The sequence below is a fragment of the Streptomyces sp. NPDC090025 genome (assembly GCF_044748125.1).
In the GTDB taxonomy this organism is placed as follows: Bacteria; Actinomycetota; Actinomycetes; order Streptomycetales; family Streptomycetaceae; genus Streptomyces.
In genome coordinates, this window is record NZ_JBIVFL010000003.1 from 544,595 (window position 1) to 560,478 (window position 15,884).

Annotated in this window: 12 protein-coding genes; 3 read left to right on the plus strand and 9 right to left on the minus strand. The window is 72.4% G+C overall.

Annotated features, from left to right (window positions below; translation table 11 throughout):
* Window positions 1-91 precede the first annotated feature (91 nt).
* The 5 genes from ACIPXM_RS11780 to ACIPXM_RS11800 all read right to left on the minus strand — a co-directional run bounded on the left by ACIPXM_RS11780 (window position 92) and on the right by ACIPXM_RS11800 (window position 9,930).
* Window positions 92-3,775, minus strand: coding sequence for a LamG domain-containing protein (locus tag ACIPXM_RS11780; RefSeq protein ID WP_401654619.1), 3,684 nt, complete (start codon window positions 3,773-3,775; stop codon window positions 92-94).
* Between the two features lie 194 nt (window positions 3,776-3,969).
* Window positions 3,970-5,421, minus strand: a complete 1,452-nt coding sequence (locus tag ACIPXM_RS11785) for an MFS transporter (protein ID WP_401654811.1) — start codon at window positions 5,419-5,421, stop codon at window positions 3,970-3,972.
* A 62-nt stretch (window positions 5,422-5,483) separates the two neighbouring features.
* Complete coding sequence (locus ACIPXM_RS11790; RefSeq protein WP_401654621.1) at window positions 5,484-6,671, minus strand: lipid-transfer protein; 1,188 nt, start codon at window positions 6,669-6,671, stop codon at window positions 5,484-5,486.
* 48 nt (window positions 6,672-6,719) lie between these two features.
* Window positions 6,720-8,942 carry an acyl-CoA dehydrogenase gene (locus ACIPXM_RS11795; RefSeq protein WP_401654622.1) on the minus strand — a complete coding sequence of 741 codons (2,223 nt, stop codon included), beginning with the start codon at window positions 8,940-8,942 and terminating at the stop codon, window positions 6,720-6,722.
* A gap of 139 nt (window positions 8,943-9,081) precedes the next feature.
* Window positions 9,082-9,930, minus strand: a complete 849-nt coding sequence (locus tag ACIPXM_RS11800) for a helix-turn-helix domain-containing protein (RefSeq protein WP_401654623.1) — start codon at window positions 9,928-9,930, stop codon at window positions 9,082-9,084.
* A 160-nt stretch (window positions 9,931-10,090) separates the two neighbouring features.
* Between ACIPXM_RS11800 and ACIPXM_RS11805 the strand changes: the two genes are divergently transcribed.
* A complete protein-coding gene (locus ACIPXM_RS11805) occupies window positions 10,091-11,152 on the plus strand; it encodes an aldo/keto reductase (protein WP_401654624.1) in 1,062 nt (353 codons plus the stop codon).
* A gap of 128 nt (window positions 11,153-11,280) precedes the next feature.
* Complete coding sequence (locus ACIPXM_RS11810) at window positions 11,281-11,682, plus strand: DUF4259 domain-containing protein (protein WP_401654626.1); 402 nt, start codon at window positions 11,281-11,283, stop codon at window positions 11,680-11,682.
* Window positions 11,683-11,851: 169 nt separating this feature from the next.
* Here ACIPXM_RS11810 and ACIPXM_RS11815 read toward each other — a convergent pair whose 3' ends face one another.
* The gene (locus tag ACIPXM_RS11815) at window positions 11,852-12,862 is read right to left on the minus strand and encodes a quinone oxidoreductase family protein (protein ID WP_401654627.1); all 1,011 of its coding nucleotides are present in this window, start codon (window positions 12,860-12,862) and stop codon (window positions 11,852-11,854) included.
* 172 nt (window positions 12,863-13,034) lie between these two features.
* Here ACIPXM_RS11815 and ACIPXM_RS11820 point away from each other — a divergent pair, with 172 nt between their 5' ends.
* Window positions 13,035-13,541 carry a DinB family protein gene (locus ACIPXM_RS11820; protein ID WP_401654628.1) on the plus strand — a complete coding sequence of 169 codons (507 nt, stop codon included), beginning with the start codon at window positions 13,035-13,037 and terminating at the stop codon, window positions 13,539-13,541.
* A 39-nt stretch (window positions 13,542-13,580) separates the two neighbouring features.
* Here the strand turns inward: ACIPXM_RS11820 and ACIPXM_RS11825 are convergent, their stop codons facing one another.
* From ACIPXM_RS11825 to ACIPXM_RS11835, 3 genes are all read right to left on the minus strand, one after another.
* Entirely contained in the window at window positions 13,581-13,961 is a 381-nt protein-coding gene (locus ACIPXM_RS11825; protein WP_401654629.1) for a hypothetical protein, read from the minus strand.
* Window positions 13,962-14,017: 56 nt separating this feature from the next.
* Window positions 14,018-14,806 carry a VOC family protein gene (locus ACIPXM_RS11830; RefSeq protein WP_401654812.1) on the minus strand — a complete coding sequence of 263 codons (789 nt, stop codon included), beginning with the start codon at window positions 14,804-14,806 and terminating at the stop codon, window positions 14,018-14,020.
* Between the two features lie 77 nt (window positions 14,807-14,883).
* Window positions 14,884-15,873 (minus strand): alpha/beta hydrolase, encoded by a 990-nt coding sequence (locus tag ACIPXM_RS11835; protein ID WP_401654630.1) that lies wholly within the window; start codon window positions 15,871-15,873, stop codon window positions 14,884-14,886.
* Window positions 15,874-15,884: the final 11 nt, after the last annotated feature.

Here is a 15,884-nt window from a genome sequence, read left to right on the forward strand (position 1 = left end):
AGAGACGAATGCCCCGTGCTCGACCGCACGGAAGCTCGATCGGGTGGCGCCGCGAAGGCGGCACCACCCGATCAGTTGTGTGACGTGCCGATCAGGACCCGATCTGGGCGTCGAGCTGGTCCTCGTGGTTCATGGCCCCCGCCCAGACCCGGAGGTCGGAGATCCGCGCGGGCAGGAAGTGCTTCCAGACCCCGCCGGTCATGCCCTTGGCCACCGCGAACTCGCCACTGCCCAGGGCGGCGGTGTAGTCGCCGGGCTCAGCGTCGGCCGAGGTGCCCACGCGCAGCGTGACCTTCTTCTCCTGGGCGTCGAAGATCCCGACCAGGCGTACGGAGGTGTCGAGCACCGCCTTCGACGTGGACTGGACCCCGTCGAAACTTCCGTCGGCGTTGACGCGCCCGAACTGCCAGAACCCGACCGGAACGGTCTTTCCCTCGCCCGGCTGCGGCTCCGGCTCGTCGTCTTCGGAGACGACCTCCGTGCCGGTCACCTTGAACCAGAGTCCCCAGGAGGAGCCGTTCGCGGTGCGCTGACCGACGATCTGGCCCACATACCCCACGCCGTTCTGGAGCGCCTTGGCGCTGTCCACGGCGACCTCGCTCGTGACGGTGAACGATCCCGCGTCGTCGACCAGTGGGCCCGCGGTGGTCGCGGCGTCGTCCACACCGTCGAACTCGATGGCGGAGTCCTTGACGGACCCGCCGCCCTGCAACGTCAGCGCCCGGTCGTAGCCGGAGGTCGTGTCGGTGACGGTGGTGCCGGAGACTCCGGACGCGTTCCAGTCGGCGACCAGTTCGGCGGCCTGGAAGCCACCGGGAAGCAGGGTCCGGGCCTCGTCCGCGATCTCCGCGTCCGTCAGGGCCCGCTGCCAGACGGCGACTTCGTCGAGGGAACCCTTCCAGTAGTCGTAGTACGCCTGCCGCCAGGTGACGCGACCGATCTGAAGTCCACCGGTCGACGCCCACGAGGAAGCGACCGCCTTAGTGCCCTGCAGCTCCCCGTTCACGTAGAGCTTGATCTGCTTCGTCGCCTGGTTGTAAACGGCCGCCAGATGCGTCCAGGCCCCGATGGCCGCAGGACGCTTTGCGGTGATGATCTGGTTGCTGATGTCACCGTCGGACGCGTCCCTGGGAGAAGTCCGCAGTTCCCAGGTCTTCGAGTCCGACCGGTATCCCAGGTAGAAGGCGCTGTACCACGTGCCGTTCTGTCCGAGGGCTGTGTAGTTGCGCGCTCCGTCGTCCAGTCGGACCCACGCCGAAGCGGTGTACGAGGCTTCCGTCTGAACCACGGGTGCGACGGTCGAGGCGTAACCGTCGGTCCCCGACAGTGCCAGCCCCTTGTCGGTGACAGGCTTGGCCAGCGGCCCGTTCGCGTCACGGGTGATGAGGCCACGTCGTCCCCGACCGTCGCGGGTCACCGTGCCCGTCAGCGTCGCCGGCGAGGAACCGCCGATCTCCGAGGCGTCAAGGGCCGCGCCGGACTCCTCGTCGAAGCTCCAACGCGCGACCGCCGCCTCGCCGCTCGACACCTTGAACTCGACGAAGGCCGAAGCGCCAGGGCGCCCCAGCGTGTCCACGCCACGCACCTCGAGCTGGTACGTCCCCTTCGACGGCGGAGTCACCGCCGCCTTGGGGGCGCCACCGTTGATCGAACTCCACGCCGTGGCCCCGGTCGTGCGGTACTGGTACGACTTGTTCGTGTCACCGGCCGCGGGACGGAACGTGAAGAACCCGGTCACACCGGGAGCTCCGGCCTCGGGACAGTCGTTGACCAGGCATTCCTTGTACGGGCCGTTGAGCTCGACCGAAGGCCGCTTGGGCGCGGTCGGGTCCACCTTGAAGTAGCACCAGCTGGTGTAGCCCGAGGACTGGGAGTACGTCCCGTCGTCGTAGAGCGCCTGGGTGAGGGACGCGTAGCGGTGCAGCGGCCCTTCGGCGAGCGGCTTGCCCCAGCTGGTCGTGGCCTTGACGTTGTCGCCGATGGAGTTCGTGCCGGTGGGGCTGCTGATGCCTGAACCGGACCAGGTCTTGTCCGCGGCCTGGGTCTCGATCCGGAACCACGCGCGCAGCTTGGCGCCCGCCTCGCCGCCGGGTGCCGTCTGCGGCGTGGAGGTGAGGGTGGGCGTGGGGTCGGAGATGATCCGCGGGTCGGCGTCGTTGGTGCTGCAGGCCGCCGCCGAGCCGGTGACGATGCCGACGTTCGTCGGCTTGGCCGGGTACGCGACGTAGGCGACGCGGAGGACGGCGTCGTTCCTGAACCGCTTCCAGGCGGTGGGGTCGTTCTCTTCGTGGGCGCGCAGCTCCAGCGTCAGGCGCGAGAACTTGCCGGCGGCGAAGTCACGCACCGTCGGAGTGAGGTTCTCGTTCGTCTCCGAGGGGCTGTCGTTGAACTCGATCGGAGCGTCCGGAGCCGGCTCGGGACAGTTGTTCCCGCGCCCTGCCGACACGTTCACGTCCACCAGCCAGTCCAGTTCCTTCGGCCGGGAGGCCCAGGTCGTGGAGGAGGAGATGTTGTCGGTACGGACCAGGTCGACCAGTCGCGGTTCGCACTGGTACGCCCACGGCTCGGTCACCGCGAACGTCGCGTCGAGCACCCGCTTGCCCTTGAGGCTGTCCGGCGCGAACTCGAAGTAGAGGCGCTGCACATAGCCGTTTCCACAGTAGGCATTGCTCGTGCTGCCGCACAGGCCCATGCCCCGGCCATTGTTGTCCTTGTCGTTGTCCCAGCCGTAGGACGTCGTCCCGTGGCTGTTCAGCAGGGTGCGCTCCGCCTCGCCCCAGGTCACGGTCGGGTCGATGAACAGCGGGTAGGCCGCCGTGTCGGTCTCGGCGAGCATCGCTCCGTCCGGCACCACGGACACGGTGCCGGTGCCGAGCCTGACCGGCATCACGGACACCTTGTCGCCCGCCCCCGGGGCCGTGCCCGCGCCCGCTGCCTGCGCCTCCGCCCGGAGCGCGTCGGTCGCCCGCGCGTCCTGCGCGGGCTCCTCCGACCTCTGGGCCGTCGACTTCTGCGCCGTCGACTTCTGCGCCGCCTTCCGCGTCCCCGCGGAGGCGGAGAGTGTCTTGCCCGCCGAGTTCCACATCACGGCGGAAGGCGAACGGAAGACCGTGCGTCCGGCCGCGTCGACCGCGTTCAGGGTGCTCGCCGCACCCTCGCGCACCTGGAGTCCCTTGGTCTTCAGACCGAAGGTCAGCTCCTTGAGCCGCGGGTTCGCCGCGGCCTTCGGCGTCTTGACCACCAGCACGTGCTGGAAGCTCTCGACGGTGGCGGTCACCTTGAGGTCGACGTCCGGAAGCACGTCGTGGTAGACGGCGTGGTTGCCGTCGAGGACCGGTGCCGGCAGGGCACCGCCCTGCCAGGCGAGCTCCAGCGTGTGCCCCTGCTCCTCGATCACCGCGAGCGGATCGGTGGAGCCGCCCCGCGAAAAACTCATCGCCGCCGAGGCCGCCTTGGGGCCGATCGTGCCGTCGGCGCGACGCTCGAGCGTCGCATCCGGCTCCTGCCAGCCGCCGCCCGGCTTCGTCACTCGGACGGGTACGGCTGACTCCTCCAAGGTGAAGCTGTAGCCGTCAGGGTTGGCGAAGACCGTTGTCCGTTCCCCGCGCTCCCCCTCCACCTCCACCTGGCTGCCGGACGCCTTGGCCTGCTCAAGGGCCTGACGGCCCTCGTCCTCGGACGAAACGGACTCCGACGTCTGCGGCGCCTGCTGCGCGGCCTGGGCCGCCGGAACGTGCAGCACCGAGCCGGTCGCCAGGACAGCCAGCACCGCCATCGATCTGCGGGCACGCCAAGGCGCCCACCTTCTCTTCACAATCCCCACCCCTGTTCATGCTGCATACGCAACAACGGGGTACCCAATGACGCCGCTTCAGGCCAGGTCAACCGAATTGTGGAGAGTCTGGCAAGTCACCGAAGTTTCCATGCGGTTCTCCCCCCGGATGTCCCGATTGCGCTTTCCCCACTCCTTCACCGGGCGGGGTGTCCCTCCCGCCCCTCCCGCCGTTCCCGCCCCGGCAGCCACACCGCCATCACGCCCGCCGTCACCACCAGCACCCCCGCCGCCACCCGGAACGCCATCGCGTAACCCGAGGTCAGGGCCTCGGCCGAGGTCGATCCCGCCGTGGTCGAGGCGGCGACCGTGGAGAGGATGGCGAGGCCGAGGGCGCCGCCCATGGTGCGGGAGGTGTTGATGAGGCCGGAGGCGAGGCCCGCCTCGGCGGGTGGGGCCTGGGTGGTGGCGAGGACCGCGAGGGGGGTGGAGGCGATGCCGATGCCGAACATCATCAGGATGCCCGGGAGCAGGATGGTGGTCGCGTAGGTGCCGTCGGCGGTCATCGTGGACTGCCAGGCGAAGCCCGCCGCCGCGATCAGCGCGCCGGTCACGGCGACCCGGCGGGCGCCGAAGCGGGGCAGCAGGCGGGGGGCCAGTTTGGAGCCCGCGATGACGCTGACGGAGCTCGGGACCAGGGCCAGGCCCGCGGCCAGCGGCCCGTACCCGAGGACGTTCTGCGCGTACAGGGTCATGAAGAACCACATGGCGAACGACGTCGAGCCGCACATCAGCATCGTCGCGTTCGCCGCCGACACCGCGCGGACGCGGAAGATCCGCAGCCGCATCAGGGGTTCCGCCGTGCGGTGCTCGACCAGCAGGAAGAGGGCCAGGAGCAGCAGGCCGGCGCCGAGCGGGGCGAGGGTCGCGGGGGCGGTCCAGCCCGCCTGTTCGGTCTGCACGATGCCGTACGCGAGGGTCGCGAGGCCCCCGGTGACCAGGACCGCGCCCGGCAGGTCGAGCCGCCGTCCCGCGCCGGGGTGCTTGCTCTCGTTCAGCCACAGCAGCGCGCCCGTCACCACGAGCGCCCCCACCGGCACGTTGATGAGCAGCACCCAGCGCCACGACAGCAGGTCCACCAGCACGCCGCCGACCAGGCCACCGGCCGCGCCGCCCGCCGCGCCCACCGCCGTCCAGGTGGCGACCGCCCGGGTGCGGGCCGGGCCCGCCGGGACGGCCGCGGTGACCAGGGTGAGCGTCGCGGGCGACAGCACCGCCGCGCCCAGGCCCTGCACGGCCCGGGCGGCGAGCAGCTGCCAGCCCTCCTGGGCGAGGCCGCCCGCGAGCGAGGCGAGCGTGAACAGGAGCAGGCCCGTCACGAACATCCGCTTGCGGCCGAAGAGGTCCGCCGCCCGGCCGCCGAACAGCATGAAGCCCGCGAAGGCGATCGAGTACACGTTCACGACCCACTGCAGGCCGGAGGCGCTCAGCCCGAGCGCCGTCCGCATCGACGGCAGCGCCACGTTCACCACCGACACGTCGAGCACCACCAGGAACTGGCCCGCGCTGGCGATCAGCACCACCAGCCACATCAGGCGTGGGTCCCGGACCGGCCCGGACCCGGGCCCGGGCCCGGCGGCCCCGGACATCCCGGGTATCTCGGGGTCGGACGGCGACGACGACGAAGACGTTCTCTGCTGCGGCATGCGCCCTATCGTCGCAGCAGCGTCACCACCGCCGCCCCGCCCAGCCCGATGTTGTGCGCGAGCCCGACCCGCGCCCCCGCCACCTGGCGCGGGCCCGCCTCGCCGCGCAGCTGCCACACCAGCTCCGTCGCCTGCGCGAGCCCGGTCGCGCCCAGCGGGTGGCCCTTGGAGATCAGACCGCCCGACGGGTTCACCACCCACCGCCCGCCGTACGTCGTCGCCCCCGACTCCACGAGCTTGCCGGACGCGCCCTCCTCGCACATCCCGAGCGCCTCGTACGTCAGCAGCTCGTTGATCGAGAAGCAGTCGTGCAGCTCGATCACGTCGACGTCCTCGATGCCGAGCCCGGACGCCTCGTACACCTGGCGCGCCGCCGCCCGTGACATCGGGCGGCCGACGACGTCGATGCAGGAGCCGGAGGCGAAGGACTCCTCGGTGTCGGTGGTCATCGCCTGCGCGACGATCTCCACCGCCCGGTCGGCCAGGCCGTGGGCGGCGACGAACCGCTCCGAGACGACGACCGCGGCGGCGGCGCCGTCGGAGGTCGGGGAGCACTGGAGCTTGGTGAGCGGCCGGTGGATGGTCTTGGCGGCGAGGATCTCCTCGACCGTGTAGACGTCCTGGAACTGCGCGTTGGGGTTCTGCGAGGAGTGCCGGTGGTTCTTGGCGGCGACAGCCGCGAGCTGCGCCTCGGTGGTGCCGTAGCGCTCCATGTGCTCGCGCGCCGCGTTGCCGAAGATCTGGGCGGTGGGCGGCGACATCTCGAAGCCGTGCCCGGCGGCCATGATCCCGTAGTGCCGGGCGACCGGCGAGGTCTTGAAGTCGCCGCCGTCCGAGCCGCCGCCGAGGGCGCCGCGCGCCATCTTCTCGAAGCCGAGCGCGAGCACGCAGTCCGCGCCGCCGCCCTCGACGAACTGCCGGGCCATCATCAACGCGGTCGACGCGGTCGCGCAGTTGTTGTTGACGTTGTAGATCGGGACGCCGCTGAGCCCGATCTCGTAGGCGGCGCGCTGACCGGCCGTCGACGCCTGGAAGCAGTAGCCGACCGGGACCTGTTCGACCAGGTCGTACGGGATCCCCGCGTCCGCGAGGGCGGCGGTGCCTGCCTCCTTCGCCATGTCCCAGTACTGCCAGTCCCGGGTCTCCGGCTTCTCGAACTTCGTCATGCCCACGCCGACGATGTACGACTTCACAGCAGGACCTCTCAGTTCTGTTCGCATCAGTCTCGGGTCAGTCTCGGTTCAGTCTCTGGGGAGGCCGAGCAGGCGCTCGGCGACGACGTTCAGCTGCACCTGGGTCGTGCCGCCCGCGATGGTCAGGCAGCGCGACATCAGCAGTCCGTGCACGGCCCGTTCGCCGGGGCCCTCGGCCACCGCGCCCGCCGGGCCGAGGAGTTCGAGGCGCAGTTCGGCGACCTTCTGCTGGTGCAGGGTCTGGACGAGCTTGCGGACGCTGGCGCCCGGGCCCGGTTCGAGGCCCGAGACCTGGAGGAGCGTCGTGCGCAGTCCGATGCAGGCGAGGGCGTGCGCCTCGGCGACGAGGGCGCCGACCCTGACCCGTACGGACGCGTCGGCGTCCTGGCCCGAGGCGCCGGAGGTGCCCACGGCGCCCGAGGCCGCCGCGATCAACGCCTCCAGGCCGTTGTCGAAGGCGACCTGGTCGGCCATGTGGACGCGTTCGTTGCCGAGGGTGTTGCGGGCGACCCGCCAGCCGTCGTTCACCTCGCCGACGACGGCGTCGGCCGGGAGGACCGCGCCGTCGAACCACACCTCGTTGAAGAGGGATTCGCCGGTGATCTCCTTCAGCGGCCGGATGTCGATGCCGGGGGTGTTCTTCATGTCGACGACGAAGTAGCTGAGGCCGCGGTGCTTGGGCGCTTCGGGATCGGTGCGGGCGAGCAGGATGCCGTAGTCGGCGATCTGGGCCGAACTCGTCCACACCTTCTGCCCGTCGATCCGCCACCGTCCGTCGTCGAGGCGTTCGGCGCGGGTGCGCAGGGCGGCGAGGTCGGAGCCCGCCTCGGGTTCGGAGAAGAGCTGGCACCACTGCTGTTCGCCGCGCAGGGTGGGCAGCAGGTGGCGTTCCTGCTGGGCCTCGGTGCCGTACGCGAGGAGCGAGGGGACGACCCAGGTGGCGATGGACAGCGGGCTGAGGACGACCCCGGCGGCTTCCATCTCCCTTTGTACGGCGAGCTGTTGTACGGGCCCGGCGCCGAGTCCGTACGGTTCCGGGAGGTGCGGGGCGGCGTAGCCGGTGGCGGCGAGCGCCTTGCGGGCGGCGCGGGGTTCGAGTCCGGCGGCGGGGGCCAGGGCCGTACGGGCCGCCGCCCCGAACTCCTCGGCCTCCGCCGGGAGTTCGAGGCGGAGTTCGCGGCGGGCTCCGGTGGCGGCGTGCCGGACGGCGGCGAGCCGGTGGGTGTCGCCGGTGCCGAGGAGCTGGCGGGCGACGAGGGCGCGGCGCAGCGCGAGGTGGGCGTCGTGTTCCCAGGTGAAGCCGATGCCGCCGAGGATCTGGATGCTGTCCTTGGCGACGGTGTAGGCGGCGTCGAGGGCGGTCGCGGCGGCGAGGGCGGCGGTGAGCGAGCGCGTCCCCGACGCGTCTCCGACGCGGGTCTCGTGGGCGGCGCGGGCCGCGTCCCAGGTGAGGGCGCGGGCCTGTTCGAGCCGGACGAGCATGTCGGCGCACAGGTGCTTGACGCCCTGGAACTGGCCGATGGGCTTGTCGAACTGCACGCGGGTGCGGGCGTGTTCGGCGGCGGTGTCGAGGGCGCGGCCCGCGGTGCCGCAGGCGTCGGCGGCGAAGAGGACGGCGGCGAGGTCGCGCACGGTGGCGGTGTCGAGCGCGCCGAGCAGCCGCCCGGCCGGTACGAGCACGCCGTCGGCCCGCACCTCGGCGGTCGGCCGGGTGGGGTCGGCGCCGGTCTGCGGGCGTACGGCGAGGGTGTCGGCGTCGACGGCGAGCCACACGGTGCCGTGGACGGCGCGGGCCGGGAGGATGAGCAGGTCGGCGCAGGCGGCGCCGAGGACGGGCGGGGCGAGGCCGTCGAGGACGAGGCCGTCGGCACTGTGCGAGGGGGCGGCGGTGAGCGTCCCGGCGTCGAGCGCGACGGCGGCGATCCGCTCCCCCTCGCAGACCGCGGCGGCCTCCTCGCCGCGCCCGGCCCGGTGCAGCAGTTCGGCGGCGAGGACGCTCGGCAGGTACGGCCCCGGCAGCAGCGCCCGGGCGGCCTCCTCCAGGACCACGGCGAGGTCCGTCAGACTCCCGCCCGCCCCGCCGCACTCCTCCGGCAGATGCACCCCGAGCAGCCCCTGCCCGGCGAGCCCGGTCCAGTACGCGGGGCGGGTGGCGGCGAGCTCGGGGAGGTCGAGGTGCTTACGGACGTCCTCGGGCGGTACGGCGCGGGTGAGCCAGCCGCGTACGGACCGGGCGAGCTCCCGCTGTTCGTGCGTGATGGCGATGCCCATGGGCGGCAGACTAGAACACGTTCCAATCTGACGGAAGGTCAGATCGGTGAGGAGTTGGGGCGGGAGGCGGGGTGGGGGCCCGGGCGGGAGGCGGGGGCGAGGGCCGGTGCCGGCGGCCGGGGCCGGGGCCGGTGGCCGGTCATCGGGCGCACAGGCGGTCCAGGGCCGCGCGGCTCTCCTCGTCCGCCGGGCGGTAGACGAGCAGGCGCAGTCCCGGGTCCTGGAGCGGTTGCAGGACCTCGAAGTCGACGGTGATCGCACCGGCGACCGGATGCCGCAGCAGCTTGCGGCCGCGTCCGTTGACACCGACCTCCCGCTCCGACCACAGGCGGGCGAAGTCCTCGTCCTCCTTGACGAACTCGGCGATGAGGTCGGCCAGTTCGCGGTCCTCCGGGTGAGCGGCCCAGGCCGCGCGCAGGTGGGCGATGCCGTCCCGCAGGACCTGCTCACGGTCGGCGTAGAAGCCGCGCATGGCCGGGTGCAGGAGGCAGAGCCACATGGCGTTGCGCCGGGCGGGCGGCACGGCGTCGAAGTCCGGGAGCAGCCGGGCCATTTCGGGGGTCCAGGCGAGGATGTCGTAACGGTGGTCCAGCAGCATGGCGGGCAGCGGGGAGAGGTCGCCGACCAGGCGGGCCAGCGACGGCGCCGCATCGGAGGCCGGGCCGCCGGTGGTGCCGGGGCGGCGGTGTCCGGCCAGGTCGAAGAGGTAGTCGCGTTCGCCGGCGTCCAGGCGCAGCGCCCGGGCCAGCGCCGCAAGCACCTCCGCGGACGGCCGCAGGCCCCGGCCCTGCTCAAGCCGGACCACGTAGTCGGTGCTCACCCCGGCCAGCTCGGCGACCTCCTCGCGGCGCAGCCCCGGCGTCCGCCGGGCCCGCCGGTGCGACGGCAGGCCGAGCCGGTCGGGGTCGAGCCCTTCGCGCCTGCTCCGCAGGAACGCGGCCAACTCCTGGGTGGGGTCCATGGCGGGGTGGATGGTTCGGGTCGTCATGACCGGTCCAACCCGCCAGGGTGGGACCGCTCTTCCCAGGAAGTTCTCTCCCTTATCCAGGGCCGGCCGCCGCCGCAGACTCGGTTCCGGAAACGGAACACGAGCCCGAGCCCGAGCCCGTAGAGGGACAGGCGCACGGGCGCGAACGCAGGAGAGCCTGATGGCACTGGCCCTGGACGACTACCGGCTGCTCGGCCGCTCGGGACTGCGGGTCTCCCCGCTGGCCCTGGGCACCGCGACCTTCGGCACCGAATGGGGGTGGGGCGCCGAACGGGCCGAGGCCCGCGAGCTGTTCGACCGGTACGTCGGGCTCGGCGGCAACCTCCTCGACACCGCCGACACCTACACCGAGGGCAGCTCCGAGCGGCTGCTCGGCGAGTTCGCCCGTGAGGAGCGCGAACGCCTGGTCCTTGCGACGAAGTACTCGACGCTGCGCCGTCCCGGCGACCCGAACTCCGGGGGCGGGCACCGCAAGGCGCTGTTCGGCTCGGTGGAGAGCAGCCTGCGGCGGCTGGGCACCGACTACATCGACCTGCTGTACCTGCACGTGTGGGACGCCCGGACGCCGGTGGAGGAGGTGCTGCGCGGTCTGGACGACCTGGTCCGGCAGGGCAAGGTGCTCTACGTGGCGATCTCCAACACCCCGGCCTGGCAGGTGTCCCGGATGCAGACGATCGCCGATCTGCGCGGCTGGTCGCCGCTGGTCGCGCTCCAGCTCGAATACAGCCTGATCGAACGCACCGCGGAGCGCGACCTGATCCCGATGGCCCGCGAGCTGGGCCTGGGCGTGGTCCCGTACTCGCCGCTCGGCGGCGGGGTGCTCAGCGGCAAGTACGGCCGCGACGACGTGGGCGCGGCGGGCCCGGGTCCCGACGGGAGCACCCGCCGGAGCCACAACCTCGCCCTGGGCACCCTCACCGAACGCAGCCTCGGTGTGGCCGGGGTGGTCGGTGAGCTGGCCGACGAGCTGGGGCACACCCCGGCCCAGGTGGCGCTGGCCTGGACGCTGCGGAAGCCGGGCGTGACGAGCACCCTGCTCGGCGCCCGCACCCCCGCCCAGCTGGAGGACAACCTGGGCGCCCTGGCGGTCGAACTGACGGACGCGCACCTGGCCCGGCTCGACGCGGCGAGCGCGATCGCCCTCGGCCAGCCGCACGACCTGCTGGCGAGCGAGCCCATCCGCCAGGTGACCACGGGCGGCCTGCGCATCGAGACCCGCTGACCGTCCGAGGGCGGGGTTCGGGACGGGCGGCCGTCGTCTCCCGGGGCGTTGTCAGTGGCGGGTGCGAGGATGCGGAGCAAGGGTCAGGGACGGCGTCCGCCGGGTGGCCGGGAGAGAGTGGGCACAGCATGGGTACCTGGGACATCGGTCCGTTCGACAACGACACGGCCGCCGACTTCTCGTACCGGATCGACGCCGCGCCGGAGGCGAACAAGGCGGCGGTTCTCCTCGCCGCCTTCGAGGAGGTCACCGGCACCGGCGACGAGTACCTCGACGCCGACCTCGGGGTCGAGGCGATCGCCGCCGCGGCCCTGGTCGCCGCGCAGTGCCCGGGCGGCGACCCGGTGACCACCTCGTACGGCCCGAAGGAACCGATACCGGCCCTGCCGACCGCCCTCCGCCCGCCCGCCGTGGCGGCGCTCGACCGGGTGCTCGGGGCGGAGTCGGAGCTGCTCGAGCTGTGGGAGGAGTCGGACGGGGAGGAGTGGAAGGCGGGGGTGCTGCGGCTGCGGGCCGTCCTTGCGCGGTGAGTTCGGCAAGTCGGTGAGCGGCAGGTCGGTGAGCGGTGAGTTCGGCAAGTCGGTGAGAGCCGCACGCGCGGATCGGTCTCCAGGCCCCGGCCTCAAGGCTCCCCGGCCTCATCACCGGCACCGGTACCGGTACCAGTACCGGTACCAGTACCGACACCCGCACCGGCGATCAGCTCTGGGCCTCCTCGCGGTGTCCAGGAGCGGCGGCACCAGGTATGACGAGCAGCTTGCCGGTGGTACGCCGAGCCTCCAGGTCGCTGTGGGCCCTGGCGGCCTCGGACAAGGCGTAGCGGCCCGTCACGGTGATCTCAAGGGCCTTGGAGCGCACCCACTCGAACACGTCGGCGGCCCGTCGGAGCAGTTCGGACCGGTCGGCGATGAAGTCCCCGAGGCTGGGCCGGATCAGGGTCAGCGAACCGCCGGCGGCGAGCCGCATCGGATCGAACGGCGGCACGGCACCGCTTGCCGCGCCGAAGAGCACGAGGTGGCCGCGGGGCCGCAGGACGGCGAGGCTCGCGTCGAAGGTGTGCGCGCCGACGCCGTCGAAGACGACCGGCAGTCCCTGACCGCCGTTGAGCCGCCTCACCTCGGCCGCGAGGTCGTCGACCGCGGAGGAGAGGATCACCTCGGCGGCCCCGGCACGCTTCGCCAGCTCGGCCTTCGCCGTGGTCGACGTCGTGCCGATCACCCTGCCGCCGAGATGGGTGATGAGCTGGGTCAGCAGCAGCCCCATGCCACCGGCAGCCGCGTGCACGAGCACCGTGTCGCCGTCCTGAACCGGGTAGGCGTCCTTGACGAGATAGTGCGCGGTCATGCCTTGGAGGAGCACGGCGGCGGCTGTCTCGAAGTCGATGTCGTCGGGCAGCGGCACCAGCCGGGAGGCGTCCACGACGGCCCGCTCGGCGTACGAGCCGGGAATCTCCACCCAACCGACCCGGTCCCCGACGGCGACGTCGGTGACGCCGGGTCCGACCTCGACGACCGTCCCGGCGCCCTCGGCGCCCGGGGTGAAGGGCAGCGGGAGGCTGTAGCGGCCCTCGCGGTGGTAGACGTCGAGGAAGTTGACCCCGGACGCGGCGACCTCCACGACCGCCTCGCCGGGACCCGGCCGCGGCTGGTCCACCTCGGCCTCCCGCAGCACCTCGGGACCGCCCACCTCGTGCACCTGGATCGCTCGCATGACACTCCCCTAGCGGCTCATCAATAACGGCTCGTCGACAACCGCTCATCGGACAACGGCTGGTCCCCCCGCCAACCCCGTCGACGGCGATCCGATTCCCGGCACGCGTCTTCCCGGCACGCGTCGATAAATGTCTCGACAGCGGGCGCGGTGGTCAGGGATGCTGCGCGCGATGACCAAGATCGATGACACGCCGTCCGCCTGGGACGAGCGCACGCAGCTGACCACGTTCCTCGACTACACGCGGAACATCGCCCGCGCCAAGTGCTACGGCGTCTCCGCCGAGAACGCACGCAAGGCGATCCTGCCGACTTCTCCGCTGATGACCGTCAACGGGGTGATCAACCACCTCCGCTGGGTCGAGTACTACTGGTTCCAGGTGGTCTTCCTCGGCGAGGAGGACCTGGCGCCCATCACGGACGAGGACCCGGACGGCGAGATGCGGATCGCCGTCGACTTCCCGCTCACGCAGCTGCTCGACGAGTACGCCGAACAGAGCGCCCGCTACCGCGAACTGGTCGCCGCGACCGACCTGGACCAGCGGGCCGTGCGCCCCATCCGCGACGGTCGCCACGTCGACCTGCGCTGGATCCTCCTCCACCTCACCGAGGAGACGGCCCGCCACAACGGCCACCTGGACATCCTGCGCGAGCTCCTCGACGGCAAGACCGGCAACTAGGCACGGCTGCCCGGCCGCCCGGCTGCCCGGCTGCACGGCCTAGCCGAAGAAGCGCCTCAGGCCCCTCGGGGACTCCGGGCGACGCCTGCCCTCGATCTCCTCCTGCGAGGAGACCAGCTCGCCGACGCTCACCCGGAACCGGGTCTCGTCGTACGCGCGCGTCAGCCGGACCAGCAGCGTGCCGTCCGGCATCCGGTAGATCTGGCGTGCCGGACGGCCGCCCGGGTTCAGGAAGCGGGCGATCTGCGCCGGGAGATGGCTCTCGGCGAGTTCCCGGGCCGCCGCCTCGGCCGCCGACCGGTCGCCCTCGACCTCGGTGGTACGGGCCAAGTGCCAGCGGTACAGATCGTGGCCCTCGCCGTCGATGCTCACGTACCGCTCCGTCTCCTCTTCGAGGACGACGTACCAAGATCCCGTCATGCCGCGACCCTACCTCCGGGGTCGCGGCACGACGAGGGATGCGCCGGGGCCGGGACCTAGCTAGGGCTCGACGCCTTGATCACCGAGAACGGGCCGCCCTGCGGGTCCGCCAGGACCGCCATCCGGCCCGCCGCCATGTCGAACGCCGGGGCGAGGACGGTCCCCCCGGCGCGCACGGCAGCGGCCTGGATCGAGTCGACGTCGTCGACGCTGAAGTACGCCTGCCAGTGCGGCGGCACACCTTCCGGGAAGCTGTTCAGGTCCATCATCCCGGCCACCGCGCGGCCGTCGACCTGGTACTCGATGTAGCCCTCGGCGCCCGGCATCTCCGACGCCGCCGTGGTCACCGGAAGGACGGTCGAGTAGAACGCGGACGCGGCCGGGAGGTCCTTGGTGACGACCTCGTTCCAGACCAGCGCGCCGTGCTCGTTCACGATCCGCGCGCCGTCGAACGTGCCCCGCTGCCAGAAGCCGACGACCGCCCCCGTCGGGTCGGCGACCACCGCCATCCGACCCAGGTCCATCACGTCCATCGGCGGAACGATCACCGTGCCGCCCGCCTGCGCGACCGCCTTCGCGGTGGCGTCGAGGTCGTCCGTGGCCAGATACGTCGTCCACACGGTCGGCGGCATCGGGTCCGGCACCGTCCCGTCCGGGTTCATCGCCGCCATGATCCCGGCGACCGGCTGCCCCTTCAGGGTGCAGACCGCGTATCCGCCGGTCTCCGCAGGACCGACCTCTCCCTGCCACCCGAACAGGTCGCAGTAGAAGTCGAGCGCGGCCTGCTGGTCGGGCACCATCAGGTCGATCCAGCACGGCGTACCGGCTTTGTAGTTGCCGTTCATCTCGGGCACGGGACACTCCAGGGGACGGAGAGACGGCGATGCGGGGGCCTGTGCGCCCCGGCCCGCCGGGGACACCCCTAACCTTCCGCCGCCCGCGCGAGGATCCGCCGCAGCCACGCCGTACGCGTACGGCGCGCCGCCCGCGTCACCTCAGCGGTCCTGGCGATCCCGTCGAACCCGTGGCACGCCCCCGCCCAGACGTGCAGTTCCGCCTGACCGCCCGCCCGCCACAGCGCGTTCGCGTACGCCACGCCCTCGTCGCGGAACATCTCCGCCGACCCCACCTCCACGTACGCCTCCGGCAGCCCGGCCAGGTCCCCCGGCCCCGCCCGCCCCGGCGCCGCGTACAGCGGCAGCTCCGCCGCCCCGAACCGCTCCCCCAGATACGCCCGCCACACCGTCCCGTGCGAGACCAGGTCCCACACGTCCACCCCGGACATCGCCCGCGCCGAGTTCGCTGGATCAGTAGGCGTGGTGACCGTCCGGTCGTCCAGCATCGGCGACAGCAACATCTGCCCCAGGGCCCCCGGCAGGCTCCCCCTGTCCCGTACGAGCAGGGCAAGGGCCGCCGCGAGCCCGCCGCCCGCGCTCTTCCCGCCGATCACCAGGCGCCCGGGGTCGATCCCCCACTCCCCCGCGTGCGCCACCGCCCACTCCAGACCGGCGTACGCGTCCTCCACCTGCGCCGGATACGGCGCCTCCGGCGCCAGCCGGTACTCCACCGACAGCACCGCCACCCCCAGCGGTTCCACCCACTCCCGCAGCACCGTCGGCAGCACGGACCACGCGTTGCCCATCACCATCGCCCCACCGTGCAGGTAGTACAGCAACGGCAACGCCCCACCGGCCCCCGCGGGCCGCGCGCTCACCAACGTCACCTCCGGCGCCCCGGACGGCCCCGGCACCCGCCGTTCCATCACCTCGAAGCGTCCGCCGTCCCGCAGTTCGTCGAGCGTCGGCCGGGGCCGGGAGGCCGCGTCCCGCGCGCGGTGCGCGGCCAGGTCCGCGACGGCCGCGATCGGCGTACGGTCCTTCGCCCGCCCCAACGCCGCCAGCGCCGCCGCCACTTCCGGATCGA